Below are 17,235 nucleotides of genomic sequence, written 5' to 3' on the forward strand. Positions count from 1 at the left end.
CGTTCAAGGACTTTGGGAGGAAGACGCATGCAAGAGACCATAGATCTCAAGCGACGCTACCTGCTGGCCGGCACCGCGATGAGCGCGGGCCTGCTGGCTGCGGGCGTCCGCACAAGCGCGCAGGAGGCGGCGACAGCGCTGCCGGACTATGTCAGCTTCAAGGTGCCGGACGCGATGATCCTGCACTCGAACAACACCATCGAGACGCAGCGTGGCGCCATCGGCACCTCGCTCATCACGCCGGAAAGCAAGCTCTACATCCGCAACAACGTCACCCCGCCCTCGGCGTCGGTGGTCGAGGACCGGGACGCCTGGGAAGTCGAGATCGCGGGCGTCGCCAATCCGCGCAGCATGACGGTGGGCGAGCTGAAGACGCTGGGGATCGAGTCGGTCGCCATGGTGCTGCAATGCTCGGGCAATGGCCGCGGCCTTTATCCCGAGGAAATCAGCGGCACCCAGTGGATGACCGGGGCCGCCGGCAACGTGATCTGGACCGGCGTGCCGCTTGGCCGCGTGGTCGAGGCGCTGGGCGGCGTCGCGCCGGGCGCGGTCTATGTCACCGGCACCGGCGGCGAGGAGATCCCCGAGGGAATCGACCCGCTGAGCGTGCTCGTGGAGCGGTCGGTTCCGGTCGAGGAACTCGACAACATCCTGCTTGCCTGGGACATCAACGGCGAGCCGATCAGCCTGGCTCATGGCGGTCCGCTGCGGATGATCGTGCCGGGCTACACCGGGGTGAACAACGTCAAGTACCTGAAAAAGCTTGCCTTCACCACCGAACAATCACCCGCGCGGATCCAGCAGACCCGCTATCGGCTGGCGCCCTATGGCACGTCGTCCACGCCGGAGCATCCGTCGGTTTGGAAGATGGAGGTGAAGTCCTGGATCACCGGTCCGCTGGAAAGCGCGGGGGCGGGGCCGGTGGTGATCACCGGTGTCGCCTTTGGCGGCTACAACGCGGTCAGCGGAGTCGAGGTGTCCGCCGATGGCGGCGCGACCTGGCAGGCGGCGGAGTTCGTCGGCCCCGACCTGGGCCGCTTCGGCTGGCGCGTCTTCGCCGCGATGGTGGAGCTTGCCCCCGGCGAGCACCAGCTGATGTCGCGGGCGACCGACAGCGAGGGCAATGCCCAGCCGGAGGTCACCGAGACCAACAATTCAGGCTACAACAACAACGGCTGGCGCGTCCACGGCGTGACCGTGACCGTCGCCTGACCCAAGGGCCCCGCCCCCTAGGGGTGGGGCCATCCCCGCATGAATGGACGTGGAAATATCAAGATGTTGACCACCATTGGCCGCGCGGCGGGCCTTGCCATGGCCGCTACCCTGTTCGCCCTTCCGGCGCTGGCGGACGAGAAGTTCGCGCTGGGCAGGACCGTGTTCCTGGAGCGCGCGGAGCCCGCCTGCGGCATCTGCCACACGCTGGCGGATGCGGGCACCAGCGGAGAGATCGGGCCGACCTTTGCCTCGCTCAGGCCCAGTTACGACGTGGTCTACCGGGCGATCACGGAAGGGATCGGGCCGATGCTGCCCTATACCGACCACCTGTCGGAGGAGGAGCTGGACGCGCTGGCGCATTACGTCTCGACGGCGGCGGCGCAGGAATGAGAACCGGGGCGGGGCGCGTCTAACGGCTTGCCCCGCAACGAAAAAACGCATCGGAAAAGCGTATGGCACGCGTATGGCAAGCGTATGGCAGTTTGCCCGACATCCGCCCCCCCTGCCGACGCCGGATCGCCGCTATCGCCGGGCGCGGCACGCGGCGGATCCGGGGGGATGCCGCAAGGTCCGCAAGGCTGCCTGCATCGCCGCGCGCACGCATCGCGATGCGCGAACGAACGGAAGCGGCAGGAAAGGCGCCAACGCCAGTCCGTATCGCCGTCGCGCGCCGGATCCGCGTCATCCTGAACGCGATGATCCGCAACCGGCGGCCCGTCCGCCGTTCGGCGGGACCGCAGTTCCCCCCCCGGGATCCTGCGCAATCGCCACCACGGGCCGCTTGCCCGTGCTAGGATTGGCACCGATCCGGGGACAGTTGCGGGGCCGCCATGACCGACCTCATCCTGCGTTTCGCGGTCGCGCTTGCCATCGGACTGCTGACCGGGCTCGAACGTGGCTGGCGCGAGCGCGACCAGCCGGCGGGCAGCCGCGCGGCCGGGATCCGCACCTATGCCATCGCGGGACTTCTGGGCGGGATCTGCGCAGCACTCTCGCAGGCGATGGGATCGGCGATCATCCTTGCGACCGGCTTCGCGATATTCGCCGCCGCCTTCGTCTGGTTCGAGGCGCGGGAGGCGGCGCGGCACGAGAGCTATAGCGTCACCGCCTCGGTCGCGGGGCTCTGCGTCTTTGCGCTGGGGGCGCTGGCGGTGGCGGGCGACACCCGGGCGGCCGCGGCGGGGGGTGCGGCGCTGGCGGGGATGCTGGCCAGCCGCGAGGTGCTGCACGAGGGGCTGAAGCGGCTGACCTGGCCCGAACTGCGCTCGGCGCTGCTGCTGGCGGCGATGACCACGATCGTGCTGCCGATCCTGCCCGACCGGAGCCTGGATCCCTGGGGCGGGTTCAACCCGCACGAGATCTGGCTGTTCACGGTGGTGGTCGCGACCATCTCTTACCTGGGCTATATCGCGGTGCGCATCCTGGGTCCGCGCCGGGGGCTGCTGACCAGCGGGCTTGCGGGGGCGGTGGCGTCGTCCACCGCCGTGACGGTGGCCTTCGGGCGGCTGGCGCGGCAGGCGGCAGAGGTGCGCCCGCTTGCGGGGGCGGCGGCGCTGGCGGCGATGGTGTCGGTGCTGCGGGTCTGCGTGGTGGCGGTCCTGCTGGGCGGGACCGGGATCCTGGGCGTGCTGCTGCCGCCCGCGCTGGCGGCGGCGCTGGCCTTCGGGGCGGCGGGGCTGGTGCTGCTGCGCGGCGGCGAGGCCGGGGAGACGCCCGCGGCAGAGGTGCAGCGCAATCCGTTCGACCTGATCCCGCTGCTGGTCTTTGCCACCGCCTTTGCCGCGATATCGACGCTGAGCGCCGCGCTGGTCGCGCGTTTCGGCGCGGCGAGCCTGCTGACGAGCAGCGCGCTGTCGGGCGCCTTTGACGTGGATGTGGCGGTGCTGAGCGCGCTGAGGCTGGGGGGCGAGACGCTGCCGGCGGCGCTGATCGCGCGGGCGGTGCTGGTGGCGCTGGCCGCGAACGCGGTGGGGCGGCTGTCGCTGGCGATCGCGGCCGGGCCGCGCGCCTACTGGCTGCCGCTGGCGCTTGCGACCGCCGCGGCCCTGGCGGCGGGCGCGGCGGCGCATGTGCTGCTGCCGGGAGCGTGAGCCCTCAGGCCCCCGCGCCGCTGCCCTTGAGCGCGTCGTCGAGTTCGCGCACCAGGCGCCGCTCTTCCTCGGCCTTGGGCTGGGAGAAGCGGGCGAGCAGGAGATAGGCCACCGGGGTCAGGTAGAGCGTCGAGAGCGTCGCAAGCCCGAGCCCGCCGACGATGACCCAGCCCAGCGCCTCGCGCGCCTCGGCGCCGGCGCCGGCGGACAGGATCAGCGGCACGCCGCCCAGCACGGTCGAGATCATCGTCATCATCACCGGGCGCAGCCGGATGGTGGAGGCGTCGAGGATCGCCTTGTGGATCGGATCGCCGCGGTCGCGCAGCTGGTTGGCGAATTCCACGATCAGGATGCCGTTCTTGGCCATGATCCCTATGAGCATCACCAGCCCGATCTGGCTGTAGAGGTTCAGGCTGAGCCCGGTCAGCACCAGCGCGAAGATCGCGCAGGCGATGCCCAGCGGCACGGTGGCCATGACCACGATCGCCGAGATGAAGCTTTCGAACTGCGCCGAGAGCACGAGGAACACCACGAGGATGGCAAAGCCGAAGGTCAGGAACAGCCCCGAGGAGGTCTGATCGAGGGTCGCCGCCTCGGCCAGCGGCACGACGATGTTCTGGGGCGCAAGCACCTCGTCCGCGATCTGCTGCACTTCCGCGAGCGCGGCGCCAAGCGACATGGCGGGGGTGAGGCCGGCGGAGATTTCCACCGAGCGGTTCTGCCCCTCGCGTTCCAGTTCGGGGGCGACGGCGCGTTCTTCCAGCCGGACGAAGGTGGACATCGGGATCATCTGCCCGTCGCCCGCCTGCACGAAGACGTTTTCCAGGTCGCCCGGATCGTTCACCGGGTTCGAGGTGGACAGCATCTGGATGTCGTAGCTGGTGTCGTCCACGAAGACGGTGCCGACGCTGCGCCCGTCGAGCACGGCGCGCAGCGCGTCGCCCAGCCCGGTGATGTCGATGCCGAGGTCCGAGGCGCGGGTGCGGTCGATCTCGATGAAGAGTTGCGGCTGGGTGGTTTCGTATTCCAGCCGGACCTGGCCGAAATCGGGGTTCTGCTGCATCCGCTCGACCAGGCGTTCGGACACCTCGGCCAACTGGGCGTAATCGTTGCCGGTGACGGCGAAGGTCAGGCCGCGGCCGGCGCCGCGGATGCCCAGCGAGTTGGGCTGGATCGCGAAGGCGCGGACGCCCACGACGCTGCGCAGCTTGCCGTTGATCTCTGCGACGATCTGTTGCTGGCTGCGGGCGCGTTCGTTCCAGGGCGCAAGGGTCATCACCATGAAGCCGCGGCTGTTCGAGCCGGTGCCGGTGATGGAGAAGAGGTTGGTGATCTCTCCGCTTTCGCGGAGCGGCTGCACCAGCGACTCGATCTCGCGCATCTTGGAGGCGGTGTATTCGAGCGACACGCCCTGCGGGGCCGAGACGCTGAGGAGCGCCACGGCGCGGTCCTCGGGCGGGGTGAGTTCCTGGCGGATGCCGCCCGCCATCATCGCGGCGGTGGCGGCGAAGAGGCCCGCGACCAGCACGATGACGAGGGGGTAGTTCAGCGCCACCCGCAGCGTGGAGGCGTAGAGCGCGGCAAGCCGGTCGCCGATCCAGCCGAAGAAGCCCCCGCCCGAGGACTGGTCGGCGCCCTTCAGCAGCTTGCTGGCCAGGACCGGGCAGAGGGTGAGCGCCACGACCGAGGACAGGCCCACGGCGATGGCGAGGGTGAAGCCGAATTCGCGGAAGAGCCCGCCGGCCTGGCCGGGCAGGAAGGAGAGCGGCACGAAGACGGCGGCCAGCGTCGCGGTGGTGGTGACGACGGCGAAGAACACCTGCCGGGTGCCAAGGACGGCGGCGGCGCGGGGGCCCATTCCTTCCGCGCGGCGGCGGACGATGTTTTCCAGCACGACGATGGCGTCGTCCACCACCATGCCGGTGGCCAGCACGAGGGCGAGCAGGGTCAGGATGTTGACCGAGAAGCCCACCAGGTAGATGGCGGCCAGCGTGCCGATCAGCGCGACCGGCATGGTCAGCGCGGGGATCATGGTGGCGCGGATGTCGCGCAGGAACACGAAGATCACCACGACGACGATGGCCACGGCAAGGAGCAGGGTCTTGAGCACCTCGTCGATGGAGCCGCTGATGAACACCGCGTCGTCGGAGGTGATGAAGATGTTGACGTCCCCGGGCAGGGTGCGGCGCAGATCCTCGACCGTGGCGCGCACCCCCTCGGAGATGGAGAGGGTGTTGCTGGTCGCCTGGCGCACGATGCCGAGGCCGAGGCCCGTCTCGCCGTTGGCGCGCAGGATCGACTCGTTCGGCTCTGGTCCCAGGGTGACGCGGGCGACGTCGCCGACGCGGACATCGTCGCGGATCACCAGGTCCTCGAAGGCGGCGGGAGAGGCGACGGTGGCGGTGGTGCGCACGTTGATCGACTGGCGGTCGCCGGTCAGGTCGCCTGCGGGCGCGTCATAGGCCACGTCGGAGAGCGCGTTGCGCAGGTCCGCGAGCGTCAGGCCGCGGCTGGCCAGTTCAAGCTGGTCGATGTCCACCCGGAAGATCGGCGTGCGGTCGCCATAGATCTGGAGATCGGCCACCCCCTCGATGGAGATGAGGCGGTCCTCCACCTCGTCCTGGACCAGCCGGGTGAGATCCTGCGCGCTGCGGGTGGCAGAGGTGACGGCGATGCGCACCACGGGCTGCGCGTCGGCGTCGGCCTTGACGATGCGGGGGGTCTCGGCGTCGTCGGGCAGGCTGTTGGCGATGCGGGCCACGGCGTCGCGGGTGTCGGTGGCGGCCACGTCGATATCGGCGCCTTCGGCGAATTCGAGCGTGACGCGACTGCGGCCGAAGCGGGAATTCGAGGAGATCGAGCGCACGCCCGCGACGCGGCCGACGGCGCCCTCGATCCGGCTGGTGACTTCCTGATCCACGGTTTCCGGCGAGGCGCCGGGGAAGTCGGTGGTGACGGAGATCACCGGGCGGTCCACGTTCGGAAGCTCGCGCACCTCGACGCCGAACAGGCTGGCGAGGCCGGCGATGACGATGAGCGCGCTCAGCACGAAGGCGAGGATCGGGCGCCGCACGAAGAGCGCGGTGCCGGAGCGGCCTGCGAGTTCCGCGTCGGGGGTCTGCTGCATGGTCTGCCCCTTTCCTGCCGGGATCAGATGTCGCGCGGCGCCGGGGCGGCGGCCTGCGGAGCGAGCGTGGCGGAAGCGCCGGTCACGATGGCGATGTCGGCGCCGGGGCGCAGGGTCTGCACGCCCTCGATGATGACCTGGTCGCCGGGGGCGATGGGCGCCTCGACCAGCACGCTGTCGCTGTTGCGCTGGCGGATCACCACCGGCACGCGCTCTGCCTTGCCGTCGCGGGCGACCCAGACGAAGGAGCCGTCGCCCGACCACTGGATCGCCAGCGGATCGACCGAAGGCAGGCTTTCGCCGGGGAAGCTGAGCGCCACGGAAAACGCCTGCCCGGCGCGGAGCGTATCCTGGGCATTGTCGAGCCGGCCCTGCACCCGCAGCGTGCGGCTGGCGCGGTCCACCACGTTGTCGAGGGCGACGATTTCCCCCACCAGCACGTCGTCGGGGCGGGCGAGCGGCGTCACCTCGATCGGCATGCCGATGGAAAGCTGGCCGATGAAGCGTTCGGGCACGCGGAAGTCGATCTGGATGCGCGAGCGGTCGGTGATCACGCCGATGGCGTCCTGCGCGCCGATGCGGTCGCCCTGCTCTACTTCCAGCAGGCCGAACCAGCCGGCGATGGGGGCGGTGATGCGGCGCTGCTCAAGGTCGAATTCCGCCTGCTCGACTTCCAGTTCGGCGGTGCGCAGCGCCAGTTCCGCCTCGCGGATCTGGATTGCCGGAACCGAGCCGGAGGCGCGCAGCTGGCGCAGGCGTTCGACATCCTCGGATGCGTCGGCGACCATCAGGCGCGCGCGTTCCAGCGCGATGCGTTCGGCGTCGTCGTTCAGCCGGGCGATCAGCGCGCCCGCCTCGACGTAGCGGCCGGGGGCGACGGCGAGTTCCTGGATCAGGCCTGTCGCCTCGGAGCGGACGGTGACGGAGCGTTCGGCGCGCCCGTCGCCGATGGCCGAGACGCGGGCGTTGACGCGGCCTTCCTGGGCCAGGGCGACGGTGACCTGGGTCGCGCCGCCGCCGCCGAAGCCGCGCCCGCCGGCCGCCTGGGCATCGCCCGCGGGGGGGTCCATGCCGAGAAGGTCGTAGATCCCGGCGCGTTCGAGATACGGCGCGGCCGCGGGGACGTAGACGGCCCAGATCGCCACGGCGGCAACGACGGCCACGAGGCCCAGCAGGATCTGTTTCATCAGGTTCATGTCGTTCCCCTTGTGCAGCGCCTGTCGCTGCGCGCCACGACTTCGGGGCAACACATAGTATCAAGCCGCGGGAACCCACACGAAAAAAAACGTGAGGGGGCATGAACGCCGGAAAACCGGGGGCCGCGCGTAGGGCCGCATCGGCGCGGTGTTTGCGCTTGCGGCGGGCATCGGCCGATCCTACTCAAGGGGGCATGACCAATGCCGCCACCACCCCCGCCACCCCCGCCGCCGCACCGCAGATCGACAATCTGCGCGGCATCGGCTGGGCGCTGATATCTGTCGTGGGGGCAAGCGCCATGTCGATCGCGGTGCGAGAGATGTCGCTGACCATCGACAGCCGGATGATCGTGACCCTGCGCGCGGCGGCCACGGTGGCCTGTTTCCTGCCGATGCTTCTGTTCATGCCGTCGATGCGGCGGCTGCGCTTCTCGCGGCCGTGGCTGCATCTGCTGCGGGGCGTGCTGATCGGGGGCGCGACGCATCTGGGGTTCTACACGCTGGCGGAAATCCCGCTGGCCACCGCGACGGTGCTGTTCTTCACGGCGCCCATCTTCGCCACGCTGATCGGCGCGCTGTTCCTGGGCGAGCGGGTCGGCCCGCGGCGCTGGGCGGCGGTGCTGGTGGGGTTCATGGGCGCGGTGGTGATCCTGCGGCCCGGCGCGGGCGCGCTGGAGCCGGCGATGCTGGCGGCGCTGGCATCGTCCGCGATGTTCGCGGTGGCGCTGTCGCTCAGCCGGGCGGTGGCGCAGGCGGACGGGACGCAGGCGGCCTTCGTCTCGGCCACGGTGGTGATGCTGGTGACGTCGCTGCCGCTGTCGGCGGGGGTGATGGAGCTGCCCGGCAGCCCCTGGGTCTGGGGCATGCTGCTGGTGGTGATCCTGGGCGGGGCGGTGCGCAGCCTTGCGGATATCCAGTCCTATCGCATTGCGGATGCGTCGGTCGTGGGGCCGGTATCCTATCTGCGGCTGGTGCTGATGGGGGGCGCGGGTTTCCTGTTCTTCGCGGAAGTGCCCGACGGCTATACCATCCTGGGCGCGGCCATCGTGATCGCGGCGACGCTGTATCTTGCGCGGCGGGAGGCGGCTTTGCGGCGCGAGGCGCGGGCCGCGCGGGCGGCAAGCGCCGCGGGCTAGCTCAGAGCCGCTTGCGCGCCCTGAGCGCGGCGGAAATCGTGCCATCGTCGAGATAGTCCAACTCGCCCCCGACCGGCACGCCCTGCGCGAGCGAGGTCAGTTCCACCGGCAGGGATTCGAGCTGGTCGGCGATGTAGTGGGCAGTGGTCTGGCCATCGACGGTGGCGTTGAGCGCAAGGATCACCTCGGCGATGGCGCCCTCTTCCACGCGGGCGATCAGGCGGGGGATGCGCAGTTCGTCAGGGCCGACGCCATCCAGCGCGGAGAGCACGCCGCCCAGGACGTGATAGCGGCCGCGGAAGCTGCGGCCGCGTTCCATCGCCCAGAGATCGGCCACGTCCTCGACCACGCAGAGTTCGGTGTCGGAGCGTTTGGGATCGAGGCAGATGGCGCAGCGCGGGCCGGTGCCGATATTGCCGCAGATCTCGCATTCGCGCACGGTCGCGGCCACCTCGGCCAGCGCGCGGGCGAGCGGGTCCATCAGCATCTCGCGCTTCTTGATCAGCGCGAGGACGGCCCGGCGGGCCGAGCGGGGGCCAAGGCCCGGAAGCCTCGCCATCAGCTCGATCAGGCGTTCGATTTCCTTGCCGCCCTCGGTCATGTCCGCCTGCCGGGTCCGCGGATCAGAAGGGCAGCTTCATGCCCGGCGGCAGGTCGAGCCCCTCGGTGACCTTGGCCATCTCGCGGTTGGCGGCTTCGGAGGCGCGCATCTGCGCGTCCTTGATCGCGGCGAGGATCAGGTCCTCGGCCACTTCCTTGTCGTCGGGGTTGAAGATCGACGGGTCGATCGACAGCCCGGTGAGTTCCCCCTTGGCGGTGCAGCTTGCGGTGACGAGACCGGCGCCGGCCTGCCCCTCGACCACGATGCGGCCCAGCGATTCCTGCGCCTCGGCCATCTTCGCCTGCATTTCCTGCGCCTGCTTCATCAGCTTGGCCATGTCGCCCAGCTGGCCCAGTCCCTTGAGCATCGTTCTCTCCCCGGTGACGGTATGCGTGCTGTTCCAGATACGCGCTCGGGCCCGGCCAGACAAGCGCGGCGGCCCCGGTCGTGCTCAGTCGAAGGCGTCGAGCGGGTCCCAGTCCTCGCCGAATTCCTCGGCCGGATCCTCGATCGGGGCCTGGGTCGCGCCCGGATCGGCCTGCACCGGCTCGTGCACACTGACATGGGCGTCGGTCACGCCCGGAAAGGACGCGAGCACCGCCTGCATCATCGGGTGGCGCATGGCCTGGCCGACCATGTCGGTGCGCCGCGCGGCGCGGGTCTCGGCGATGGTCTCGCCGCCGCCGTCCGAGACGACCGACACGCCCCAGCGCATGTCGGTCCAGGCCTGAAGCTGGCGCGACAGACGCGCGGCAAGGTCGGATGGCGCATCGCCGGTGGGCTGGAACTCGATCCGGCCGGGGGCGTAGTGGACGAGGCGGAGATGGTTCTCCACCTCCACCAGAAGGCGCATGTCGCGGCGGGCGCGGATCAGGTCCACCACCGCGTCGAAATCAGGGTAGGTCGCCGAGGCGGCGACGGGCGCGGGCTGCGCCACGGCCGCGCCACCGGGGACAGCCGGGGCATGGGTGGCGCGCGGCGGGGCAGCCTGTCGGGCGCGCGGGCCTGCGCCGGGGGCGGAGGCTTGCGGTGCGTGCGCCTGCGGCAGGGGCGGCGCGTCCTGGAGCTTGCGGACCAGGTCGCCCGGCGTGGGCAGTTCCGAGACATGGGTCATGCGGATGATCGCCATTTCCGCCGCCATCATCGGGCTGGGCGCGGTGGACACTTCCTCCAGCGCCTTCAGGCACATCTGCCACATGCGGGTCAGCCCGCGCAGCGACAGGTCCGCGGCCATCGCGCGGCCGCGATCCCGCTCGGCCGGGCTGACGGTGGGATCCTCGGCCGCCTCGGGGGTGATCTTGACCAGCGAGACCCAGTGCGTGACCTCGGCCAGGTCGCGCAGGACCGACACGGGGTCGGCGCCCTCGGCATACTGGGCCGAGAGTTCCTGAAGCGCGCCGGCGGCGTCGCCGCGCATCACCATGTCGAACAGGTCCATCACCCGGCCACGATCGGCCAGGCCCAGCATCGCGCGCACCTGGGTGGCATCGACCCGGCCCTGCCCGTGGGCGATGGCCTGGTCGAGCAGGCTGAGCGCGTCGCGCACCGAGCCTTCGGCGGCGCGGGCGATCATGGCAAGCGCCGCCTCCTCGATCTCCACCCCTTCCTTGCCGGCGATGCCCGCGAGATGCGCGATCATCACCTCGGGCTCGATCCGGCGCAGGTCGAACCGCTGGCAGCGCGACAGCACGGTGACGGGCACCTTGCGGATCTCGGTGGTGGCGAAGAGGAACTTCACATGTTCGGGCGGTTCCTCGAGCGTCTTGAGCAGCGCGTTGAAGGCCGAGGTGCTGAGCATGTGCACCTCGTCGATGATGTAGACCTTGTAGCGGGCGGACGTCGCCCGGTAGCGCACCGAATCGATGATCTCGCGGATGTCGCCCACCCCGGTGCGGGAGGCGGCGTCCATTTCCAGCACGTCGACATGGCGCCCCTCGGCGATCGACACGCAGGCCTCGCACTGGCCGCAGGGCGCGATGGTGGGGCCGCCCTGGCCGTCGGCGCCGGTGCAGTTCAGCCCCTTGGCGACGATCCGGGCGGTGGTGGTCTTGCCCACCCCGCGCACGCCGGTGAGGATGAAGGCATGGGCGATCCGGTTGGTCGCGAAGGCGTTCGACAGGGTGCGGACCATCGCCTCCTGTCCGATCAGGTCGGAAAAGCTTGCCGGCCGGTATTTGCGGGCAAGCACCTGATACTGGCGGGGCGCGGTGTCGGGTTCGCTCATGGCATCGTGCTAGCAGGATTCCCGGGGCCGGAAAACCGCAACTTGCGCCGGGCCGCGCGCGGGCGCGATGAGGGCCTGGTTAACACATTGCGGCCAAACAGGGATCGGGACGCGCCGCAATTCGGCGCGAATCGCAGCGCACGGTTCACATCGCGGGGATGCAATTCATGGTCCGGTTTCTTGCAGCGCATCCGTCCGCGCGGGCGCAGTGCCCGCTTGTAACGAGTGTCGGAGCGTTCATGTCCCACCGATCCCATGCCCCCGCGGCCTGCCGCGCCGTCGTATTGCCGTTCGCGCAGCAGCCCCCCGCGCTTGCCGCGGGCACGCGGGTGCTGGCCCAGGACGGTCCCGTTCCGGTCGAGGCGCTGGTGCCCGGCGACATGATCCGCACGATGGACAGCGGCGTGCAGCCGCTGCGCTGGATCGGTCGGCTACCGGTCGGGCGGATGGTGCAGCTTGCCTGCGGCGAGGCGGGCGTGCTGCGCGTCTCGCCCGCGCTGGGGATGCTGACGCGCCTGGGGCCCATGGGAATGCGCGACGAGGTGCTGGTGCCGGCGCGCAGCGTGACGCCGGGCCGGCGCGTGCTGGCGGCGCCGGAGGGGCTGGGCTGGTACGCCCTGGTGTTCGAGAAGCACGAGATCGTCTGGTGCGGCGGCCTGCCCTGCGAAAGCCTGCACCTGCCGCGGCTGGCGCAGGATGGCGGGCATGCCGCGCTGCTGACGGAGATCCTGGCCGCGCTGCCGGAACTGGAGGGCGATGTCGCAGCCTATGGTCCCCCGGCCCGGCGCGTGGCGCCACGCGCCACAAGGGCGCGCGCGACGGCGGCGGAATAGCCTGTGGGGGGGAGAGAGAGGTGAGAGGCTGGAACACGACCCGAACGGGACTCGTTACGGCTGCTTCCTTCCGGACCTGACCGGATTGGCGAGGCGTCCGCCCGCGCCAACCTCTCGCGCCTCATATACGCATCCCGCCCGCCAGTGACAAGCCGCACCCATTCCCCTCGGGCTGCCGAGGCGCTAGATGCTGCCCAAAGGGAAGAGGACGGGCATGCAGGGACAGGGCGGGATACTATTCGGCGGCGGGCGGATCGACCGGGCGGCGCATCTGCGCGAGGGCGCGGCGGGGCTGATGGCGGCGCCGGGGGCGCGCAGCTGCGTGTTCTGGCGCGGCAAGCCGCTGTTCACGGGCGAGGCGGCGCCGCGCCTGGCGTGGCTGGCGATGGAGGCGCCGATCCTCCAGGAGGCGGCGGAGGCGCCGATCTTCCTGGGGCTGGAGGATGGCGCGCCGCGATTCGCGCATGACATCTCGGCCTGGGCGGATCCGGCGGCGGACGAGGCGGCGATGGCGCGGTTCATCGACACCAGCGCGAACCGGCACCCGGCGATGGCGGCCGACCAGGCGTTCCTGGACCTGCGGGCCACCATGGCGCTGCTGGATCCCGACGATGCGGGCGACGCGGCGGTGGCGAAGGGCATCTTCGCCTGGCACGACACCCACCGGCACTGCGCGCGCTGCGGGGCGCCGTCCACGGTCAGTCTTGCGGGGTGGCGGCGAAGCTGCGGCACCTGCGGCGCGCATCATTTCCCGCGCACGGATCCGGTGGTCATCATGCTGATCACGCATGGCGAGAGGGTGCTGCTGGGCCGCTCGCCGGCCTGGCCCGAGGGAATGTATTCGCTGCTGGCGGGCTTCATGGAGCCGGGCGAGAGCATCGAGGCGGCGGTGCGCCGCGAGGTGCAGGAGGAAACCGGCATCCGGGTGGGCGCGGTCGGCTACATCGCAAGCCAGCCCTGGCCGTTCCCGGCCTCGCTGATGATCGGGTGCTGGGGCGTGGCGCTGGAGGAGCGGATCACGCTGGACCCGGCGGAGCTGGAGGATGCGATGTGGCTGACGCGCGAGGAGATCATGGCCGAGCGGATCAGCCCCACCCCGCGGATCCGGCCCGCGCGCAGGGGCGCGATCGCGCATCACCTGATCGAGGAGTGGCTCGCGGGGCGGATCCGGGTTCCGGGCTGAGGCGGCTCAGATGCCCTGCTTGCGCTCCAGCGCCGCCGGATAGGTGCCGAGCACCTTCAGGTAGGAGGTGAAGTAGCGCAGCTCTTCCATGGCGCGGGCGACGGCGGGATCGTCGGGATGACCCTCGATGTCGGCGTAGAACTGCGTCGCGGTGAACGAGCCGTTCAGCATGTAGCTTTCGAGCTTGACCATGTTGACGCCGTTGGTCGCGAACCCGCCCATCGCCTTGTAGAGCGCGGCCGGGATGTTGCGGACGCGGAACAGGAACGTGGTGATCGAGGGCACGTCCGAGGGGATCGTGGTCGGCTGGGGCGCCATCAGCAGGAAGCGGGTGGTGTTGGACTTGTTGTCCTCGATCCCGGAGGAAAGCGTCTCGAGGCCGTAGATCCGCCCTGCCAGCGGCGAGGCCAGCGCCGCAAGCGTGGGGTCGCCCGCCTCGCGCACATGCTTGGCGGCGCCGGCGGTGTCGTAGCCCGCGATGCGGGCGATGCCGTGTTCCTTCAGGAAGCCGCGGCACTGGCCCAGCAGGACCGGGTGGGATTCGGCGCGCGTCACCTGGCCGAGCGTGGCGCCCGGCACGCCCAGCAGGTTGATGTGCACGCGGACGAAATGCTCGCCCACGATGTGCAGGCCGGATTCGGGCAGCAGCTGGTGGACGTCGGCGACCCGGCCATAGGTGGAGTTCTCGACCGGGATCATCGCCATGCGGGCGGTGCCGTCGCGGACCAGGTCGATGGCGCCCTCGAAGGTGGTGGCGGCCATCGGCTCCATGTCGGGGACCGCCTCGAGGCAGGCCTGGTGCGAATAGGCCCCCGGTTCGCCCTGATAGGAAATGATGCCGCCGGTATTCGTTTCCGCCATATTCCGCCCCTGTCGTTTGGTCGCGCCTTCTATACCTTGCGAAGGGGCGGGGGAAGCGGATAGATACCCCGCAACGCGGCGGAAAGGCCGACGCGACCAGACCAGATGCGGGACGAACCAGCATGAACACGATGGAAATCACCAAGATCGTCGGCGGGCTCTGCGGCAGCCTGCTCGTGTTTCTTCTGATCAAGACCGGCGCGGAGTCGATCATCCATTCGGGCGGCCACGGCGAGGAGCACGCCAACGCCTATGTGATCGAGGTCGCGGAAGCGGAGCCGGCGGAAGCGACCGATGAGCCGGTCGAGGAAGTCGATTTCGCCAGCCTCTACGCCGAGGCGGATGCCGGCGCGGGCGAGCGTCTGTTCCGGGCCTGCGCGGCGTGCCACCGGCTTGAGGATGGCGCCAACGCGGTCGGCCCGCATCTTTACAACGTGGTCGGCCGGGATATCGGCGCGGTCGGCGACTATGCCTATTCGGACGCGATGGCGGGCCATGGCGACGCATGGACGCCCGAGAACCTGAACGCGTTCCTGCTGGCGCCGAGCGACTATGTGCCGGGCACCAAGATGGCCTATCGCGGCATGGCGGACATCGAGGATCGCGCCAACCTGATCGCCTATCTCGAGTCCGTCGGCGGCTGAGACGCCCCGGAACCCGATGCCTGAGAGGCCGCCTTCGGGCGGCCTTTCGCATTTCGGAGCGGCGGTTCGCCCGGGGGGCGATCAAACTCCCGCGAAGTCCTGCGGATGCGGGCCACGCCGCGGGCTTTCGCCTTTACCACGGGGCAAATGACATTACTCTGACACCCGAACCGGTCGCAGAGAGAGGTCCCCGATGAGCCGTCCCCGTGCCGAAACCCGAGCCAAGGCCCAGGCCGACGCGGCCCCCGGTCCCCTGCCCCGCGCGCTGTGGCTTCTGCCCGCGCTGGGGCTGCTGGCGCTGGGCCTGACGCTGCGGCCCGCCTGGGGCAGCGAGCACGAGGGCGCGGAGACGATCACCTCGCACGGGATATCGGTGTTCGGGGATCTGAAATACGGCCCCGACTTTCCGCATTTCGATTACGTCAACCCGGACGCGCCGCTGGGCGGCACCATGCGATTCGTGGGCACCGGGGCGTCGACCACCTTCGACAGCCTCAACCCGTTCATCCTGAAGGGCGTTCCGGCGCAGGGGCTGGGGCTGCTGCATGACAGCCTGCTGGTGGGATCCGCGGACGAGCCCGCCAGCGCCTACGGGCTGATCGCGCAAAGCATGGAATACCCCGAGGACCGGAGCTGGGTGATCTTCAACATGAACCCCGACGCCCGCTTTTCGGACGGCGAGCCGATCGAGGCGTCGGACGTGGTGTTCACCTACAACGTGTTGCAGGAGAAGGGGCATCCCGCCTATCGCATCAGCTTCCAGGATTTCGAGAGCGTCGAGGCGCTGGACACGCACCGGGTGAAGTTCGCCTTCCGCGAGGGCGCGTCCACGCGGGAACTGATCCAGCAGGCGGGCGGCATCTCGATCCTGCCGGAGCATTATTACGCGGATGTGGACTTCGCGGAGTCGACGATGACGCCGCCGGTCAGTTCGGGCGGCTATGTGGTGCGCGATGCGCAGCCCGGGCAGTCGATCACCTATTGCCGCAACCCCGACTACTGGGGCTGGGAGCATCCGGTGAACGTGGGCGCCAACAATTTCGAGTGCATCGTCTACGAGTATTTCGCCGACCGCACCGCCGGCTTCGAGGCGTTCAAGGCCGGGCAGTACTACCTGCACGAGGAATTCACCTCGAAGACCTGGGCGGTGGATTACAACTTCCCCGCGATCGAGCGCGGCTGGGTGAAGCAGGAGGCGATCCCGGACAACCGCCCCTCGGGGACGCAGGGCTTCTGGATCAACCTGCGCCGCGACAAGTTCCAGGACCCGCGCGTGCGCCAGGCGATCGGGCTGATGTTCAACTTCGAATGGTCGAACGAGACGCTGTTCTACGGGCTTTACGAGCGCACCGACAGCTTCTGGGAGAACTCGCCCATGCAGGCCGAGGGGCTGCCCGAAGGGGCGGAGCTTGCGCTGCTGGAGGAGTATCGCGACCAGCTGCCCGAGCGCATCTTCACCGAGCCCGCCTTCACCCCTGCGGTCAACCGGCCCGAGCGGACCGACCGGGCCGCGATCCGGCAGGCGTCGAACCTGCTTGAGGACGCCGGCTGGACCATCGTGGACGGCATCCGCAAGAACGCCGCCGGAGAGACGCTGACCGTCGAGGTCATGGACGACAGCGCCGCCTTCGAGCGGATCATCAACCCGTTCGTCGAGAACCTGAAGCGCATCGGCATCGACGCGCGGCTGACGCTGGTCGATCCCTCGCAGGGGCAGCAGCGGCTGAAGGACCGGGATTACGACCTGGTGCCGGGCCGGCTGGTGATGTCGCTGACGCCGGGGCTGGAACTGCGCCAGATCTTCGGCTCGCAATCGGCGATGGAGCCCGACACCGCGAACTACGCCGGCGTCTCGGACCCGGTGGTGGACGCGCTGATCCAGAAGGTGATCCAGGCGGAAAGCCGCGACGAGATGGAGGTGGCGGTGCGCGCGCTCGACCGGGTGCTGCGCGACATGCACATCTGGGTGCCCAACTGGTACAAGGCCAGCCACAACGTCGCCTACTGGGACATCTTCGGCCGGCCCGAGGTCAAGCCGCCCTATGCCCGCGGCGATGCCTACTGGTGGTTCGACCAGGAAAAATACGACGCGCTGAAGGCCGCCGGCGCACCGCTGCGCTGATAG

14 protein-coding genes and 1 other RNA gene are annotated in these 17,235 nt (G+C 69.9%); 8 read left to right on the top strand and 7 right to left on the bottom strand.

Going from position 1 to position 17,235, the window contains the following annotated elements; all coding sequences use genetic code 11:
- The first annotated feature begins 27 nt into the window (after positions 1-27).
- From sorT to HMH01_RS13640, 3 genes are all read left to right on the top strand, one after another.
- On the top strand, positions 28-1,212 hold the full coding sequence (gene sorT, locus HMH01_RS13630; protein WP_171326316.1) for a SorT family sulfite dehydrogenase catalytic subunit: 1,185 nt from the start codon (positions 28-30) through the stop codon (positions 1,210-1,212).
- Positions 1,213-1,275: 63 nt separating this feature from the next.
- Entirely contained in the window at positions 1,276-1,605 is a 330-nt protein-coding gene (gene sorU, locus HMH01_RS13635; protein WP_171326317.1) for a SorU family sulfite dehydrogenase c-type cytochrome subunit, read from the top strand.
- 440 nt (positions 1,606-2,045) lie between these two features.
- Positions 2,046-3,305 carry an MgtC/SapB family protein gene (locus HMH01_RS13640; protein ID WP_171326318.1) on the top strand — a complete coding sequence of 420 codons (1,260 nt, stop codon included), beginning with the start codon at positions 2,046-2,048 and terminating at the stop codon, positions 3,303-3,305.
- 4 nt (positions 3,306-3,309) lie between these two features.
- Here HMH01_RS13640 and HMH01_RS13645 read toward each other — a convergent pair whose 3' ends face one another.
- Both HMH01_RS13645 and HMH01_RS13650 read right to left on the bottom strand, forming a co-directional pair.
- On the bottom strand, positions 3,310-6,432 hold the full coding sequence (locus HMH01_RS13645; protein WP_171326319.1) for an efflux RND transporter permease subunit: 3,123 nt from the start codon (positions 6,430-6,432) through the stop codon (positions 3,310-3,312).
- A 23-nt stretch (positions 6,433-6,455) separates the two neighbouring features.
- The gene (locus HMH01_RS13650) at positions 6,456-7,628 is read right to left on the bottom strand and encodes an efflux RND transporter periplasmic adaptor subunit (protein WP_171326320.1); all 1,173 of its coding nucleotides are present in this window, start codon (positions 7,626-7,628) and stop codon (positions 6,456-6,458) included.
- A 194-nt stretch (positions 7,629-7,822) separates the two neighbouring features.
- Here HMH01_RS13650 and HMH01_RS13655 point away from each other — a divergent pair, with 194 nt between their 5' ends.
- Positions 7,823-8,764, top strand: a complete 942-nt coding sequence (locus tag HMH01_RS13655) for a DMT family transporter (RefSeq protein ID WP_171326321.1) — start codon at positions 7,823-7,825, stop codon at positions 8,762-8,764.
- 1 nt (position 8,765) lies between these two features.
- On the opposite strand, the gene recR is transcribed toward HMH01_RS13655, so the two are convergent.
- The 3 genes from recR to HMH01_RS13670 form a co-directional block, all read right to left on the bottom strand.
- Complete coding sequence (gene recR / locus HMH01_RS13660; RefSeq protein ID WP_171326322.1) at positions 8,766-9,365, bottom strand: recombination mediator RecR; 600 nt, start codon at positions 9,363-9,365, stop codon at positions 8,766-8,768.
- 22 nt (positions 9,366-9,387) lie between these two features.
- The gene (locus HMH01_RS13665; RefSeq protein ID WP_171326323.1) at positions 9,388-9,732 is read right to left on the bottom strand and encodes a YbaB/EbfC family nucleoid-associated protein; all 345 of its coding nucleotides are present in this window, start codon (positions 9,730-9,732) and stop codon (positions 9,388-9,390) included.
- A gap of 84 nt (positions 9,733-9,816) precedes the next feature.
- Positions 9,817-11,589: a DNA polymerase III subunit gamma/tau gene (locus tag HMH01_RS13670; RefSeq protein WP_171326324.1), complete on the bottom strand. Its 1,773-nt coding sequence runs from the start codon at positions 11,587-11,589 to the stop codon at positions 9,817-9,819.
- Positions 11,590-11,828: 239 nt separating this feature from the next.
- Here HMH01_RS13670 and HMH01_RS13675 point away from each other — a divergent pair, with 239 nt between their 5' ends.
- On the top strand, positions 11,829-12,422 hold the full coding sequence (locus tag HMH01_RS13675; RefSeq protein ID WP_171326325.1) for a Hint domain-containing protein: 594 nt from the start codon (positions 11,829-11,831) through the stop codon (positions 12,420-12,422).
- Positions 12,423-12,441: 19 nt separating this feature from the next.
- Here the strand turns inward: HMH01_RS13675 and ffs are convergent.
- Positions 12,442-12,538, bottom strand: an RNA gene (ffs, locus tag HMH01_RS13680) — signal recognition particle sRNA small type.
- A 98-nt stretch (positions 12,539-12,636) separates the two neighbouring features.
- Between ffs and nudC the strand changes: the two genes are divergently transcribed.
- A complete protein-coding gene (nudC, locus tag HMH01_RS13685) occupies positions 12,637-13,605 on the top strand; it encodes an NAD(+) diphosphatase (RefSeq protein ID WP_171326326.1) in 969 nt (322 codons plus the stop codon).
- A gap of 6 nt (positions 13,606-13,611) precedes the next feature.
- Here the strand turns inward: nudC and HMH01_RS13690 are convergent, their stop codons facing one another.
- Entirely contained in the window at positions 13,612-14,466 is an 855-nt protein-coding gene (locus HMH01_RS13690; RefSeq protein WP_171326327.1) for a prephenate dehydratase, read from the bottom strand.
- Between the two features lie 122 nt (positions 14,467-14,588).
- On the opposite strand from HMH01_RS13690, the gene HMH01_RS13695 reads away from it, so the two are divergent.
- Both HMH01_RS13695 and HMH01_RS13700 read left to right on the top strand, forming a co-directional pair.
- Entirely contained in the window at positions 14,589-15,110 is a 522-nt protein-coding gene (locus HMH01_RS13695; RefSeq protein WP_171326328.1) for a c-type cytochrome, read from the top strand.
- A gap of 193 nt (positions 15,111-15,303) precedes the next feature.
- Positions 15,304-17,232 (top strand): extracellular solute-binding protein, encoded by a 1,929-nt coding sequence (locus tag HMH01_RS13700; protein WP_171326329.1) that lies wholly within the window; start codon positions 15,304-15,306, stop codon positions 17,230-17,232.
- The last annotated feature ends 3 nt before the right edge of the window (positions 17,233-17,235 follow it).

Source organism: Halovulum dunhuangense, from assembly GCF_013093415.1.
Classification (GTDB): Bacteria; Pseudomonadota; Alphaproteobacteria; order Rhodobacterales; family Rhodobacteraceae; genus Halovulum; species Halovulum dunhuangense.

Coding starts and splice junctions, on each gene's coding strand:
- sorT (WP_171326316.1), top strand. CDS start 28: ATGCAAGAGACCATAGATCTCAAGCGACGCTACCTGCTGGCCGGCACC.
- sorU (WP_171326317.1), top strand. CDS start 1,276: ATGTTGACCACCATTGGCCGCGCGGCGGGCCTTGCCATGGCCGCTACC.
- HMH01_RS13640 (WP_171326318.1), top strand. CDS start 2,046: ATGACCGACCTCATCCTGCGTTTCGCGGTCGCGCTTGCCATCGGACTG.
- HMH01_RS13645 (WP_171326319.1), bottom strand. CDS start 6,432: ATGCAGCAGACCCCCGACGCGGAACTCGCAGGCCGCTCCGGCACCGCG.
- HMH01_RS13650 (WP_171326320.1), bottom strand. CDS start 7,628: ATGAACCTGATGAAACAGATCCTGCTGGGCCTCGTGGCCGTCGTTGCC.
- HMH01_RS13655 (WP_171326321.1), top strand. CDS start 7,823: ATGACCAATGCCGCCACCACCCCCGCCACCCCCGCCGCCGCACCGCAG.
- recR (WP_171326322.1), bottom strand. CDS start 9,365: ATGACCGAGGGCGGCAAGGAAATCGAACGCCTGATCGAGCTGATGGCG.
- HMH01_RS13665 (WP_171326323.1), bottom strand. CDS start 9,732: ATGCTCAAGGGACTGGGCCAGCTGGGCGACATGGCCAAGCTGATGAAG.
- HMH01_RS13670 (WP_171326324.1), bottom strand. CDS start 11,589: ATGAGCGAACCCGACACCGCGCCCCGCCAGTATCAGGTGCTTGCCCGC.
- HMH01_RS13675 (WP_171326325.1), top strand. CDS start 11,829: ATGTCCCACCGATCCCATGCCCCCGCGGCCTGCCGCGCCGTCGTATTG.
- nudC (WP_171326326.1), top strand. CDS start 12,637: ATGCAGGGACAGGGCGGGATACTATTCGGCGGCGGGCGGATCGACCGG.
- HMH01_RS13690 (WP_171326327.1), bottom strand. CDS start 14,466: ATGGCGGAAACGAATACCGGCGGCATCATTTCCTATCAGGGCGAACCG.
- HMH01_RS13695 (WP_171326328.1), top strand. CDS start 14,589: ATGAACACGATGGAAATCACCAAGATCGTCGGCGGGCTCTGCGGCAGC.
- HMH01_RS13700 (WP_171326329.1), top strand. CDS start 15,304: ATGAGCCGTCCCCGTGCCGAAACCCGAGCCAAGGCCCAGGCCGACGCG.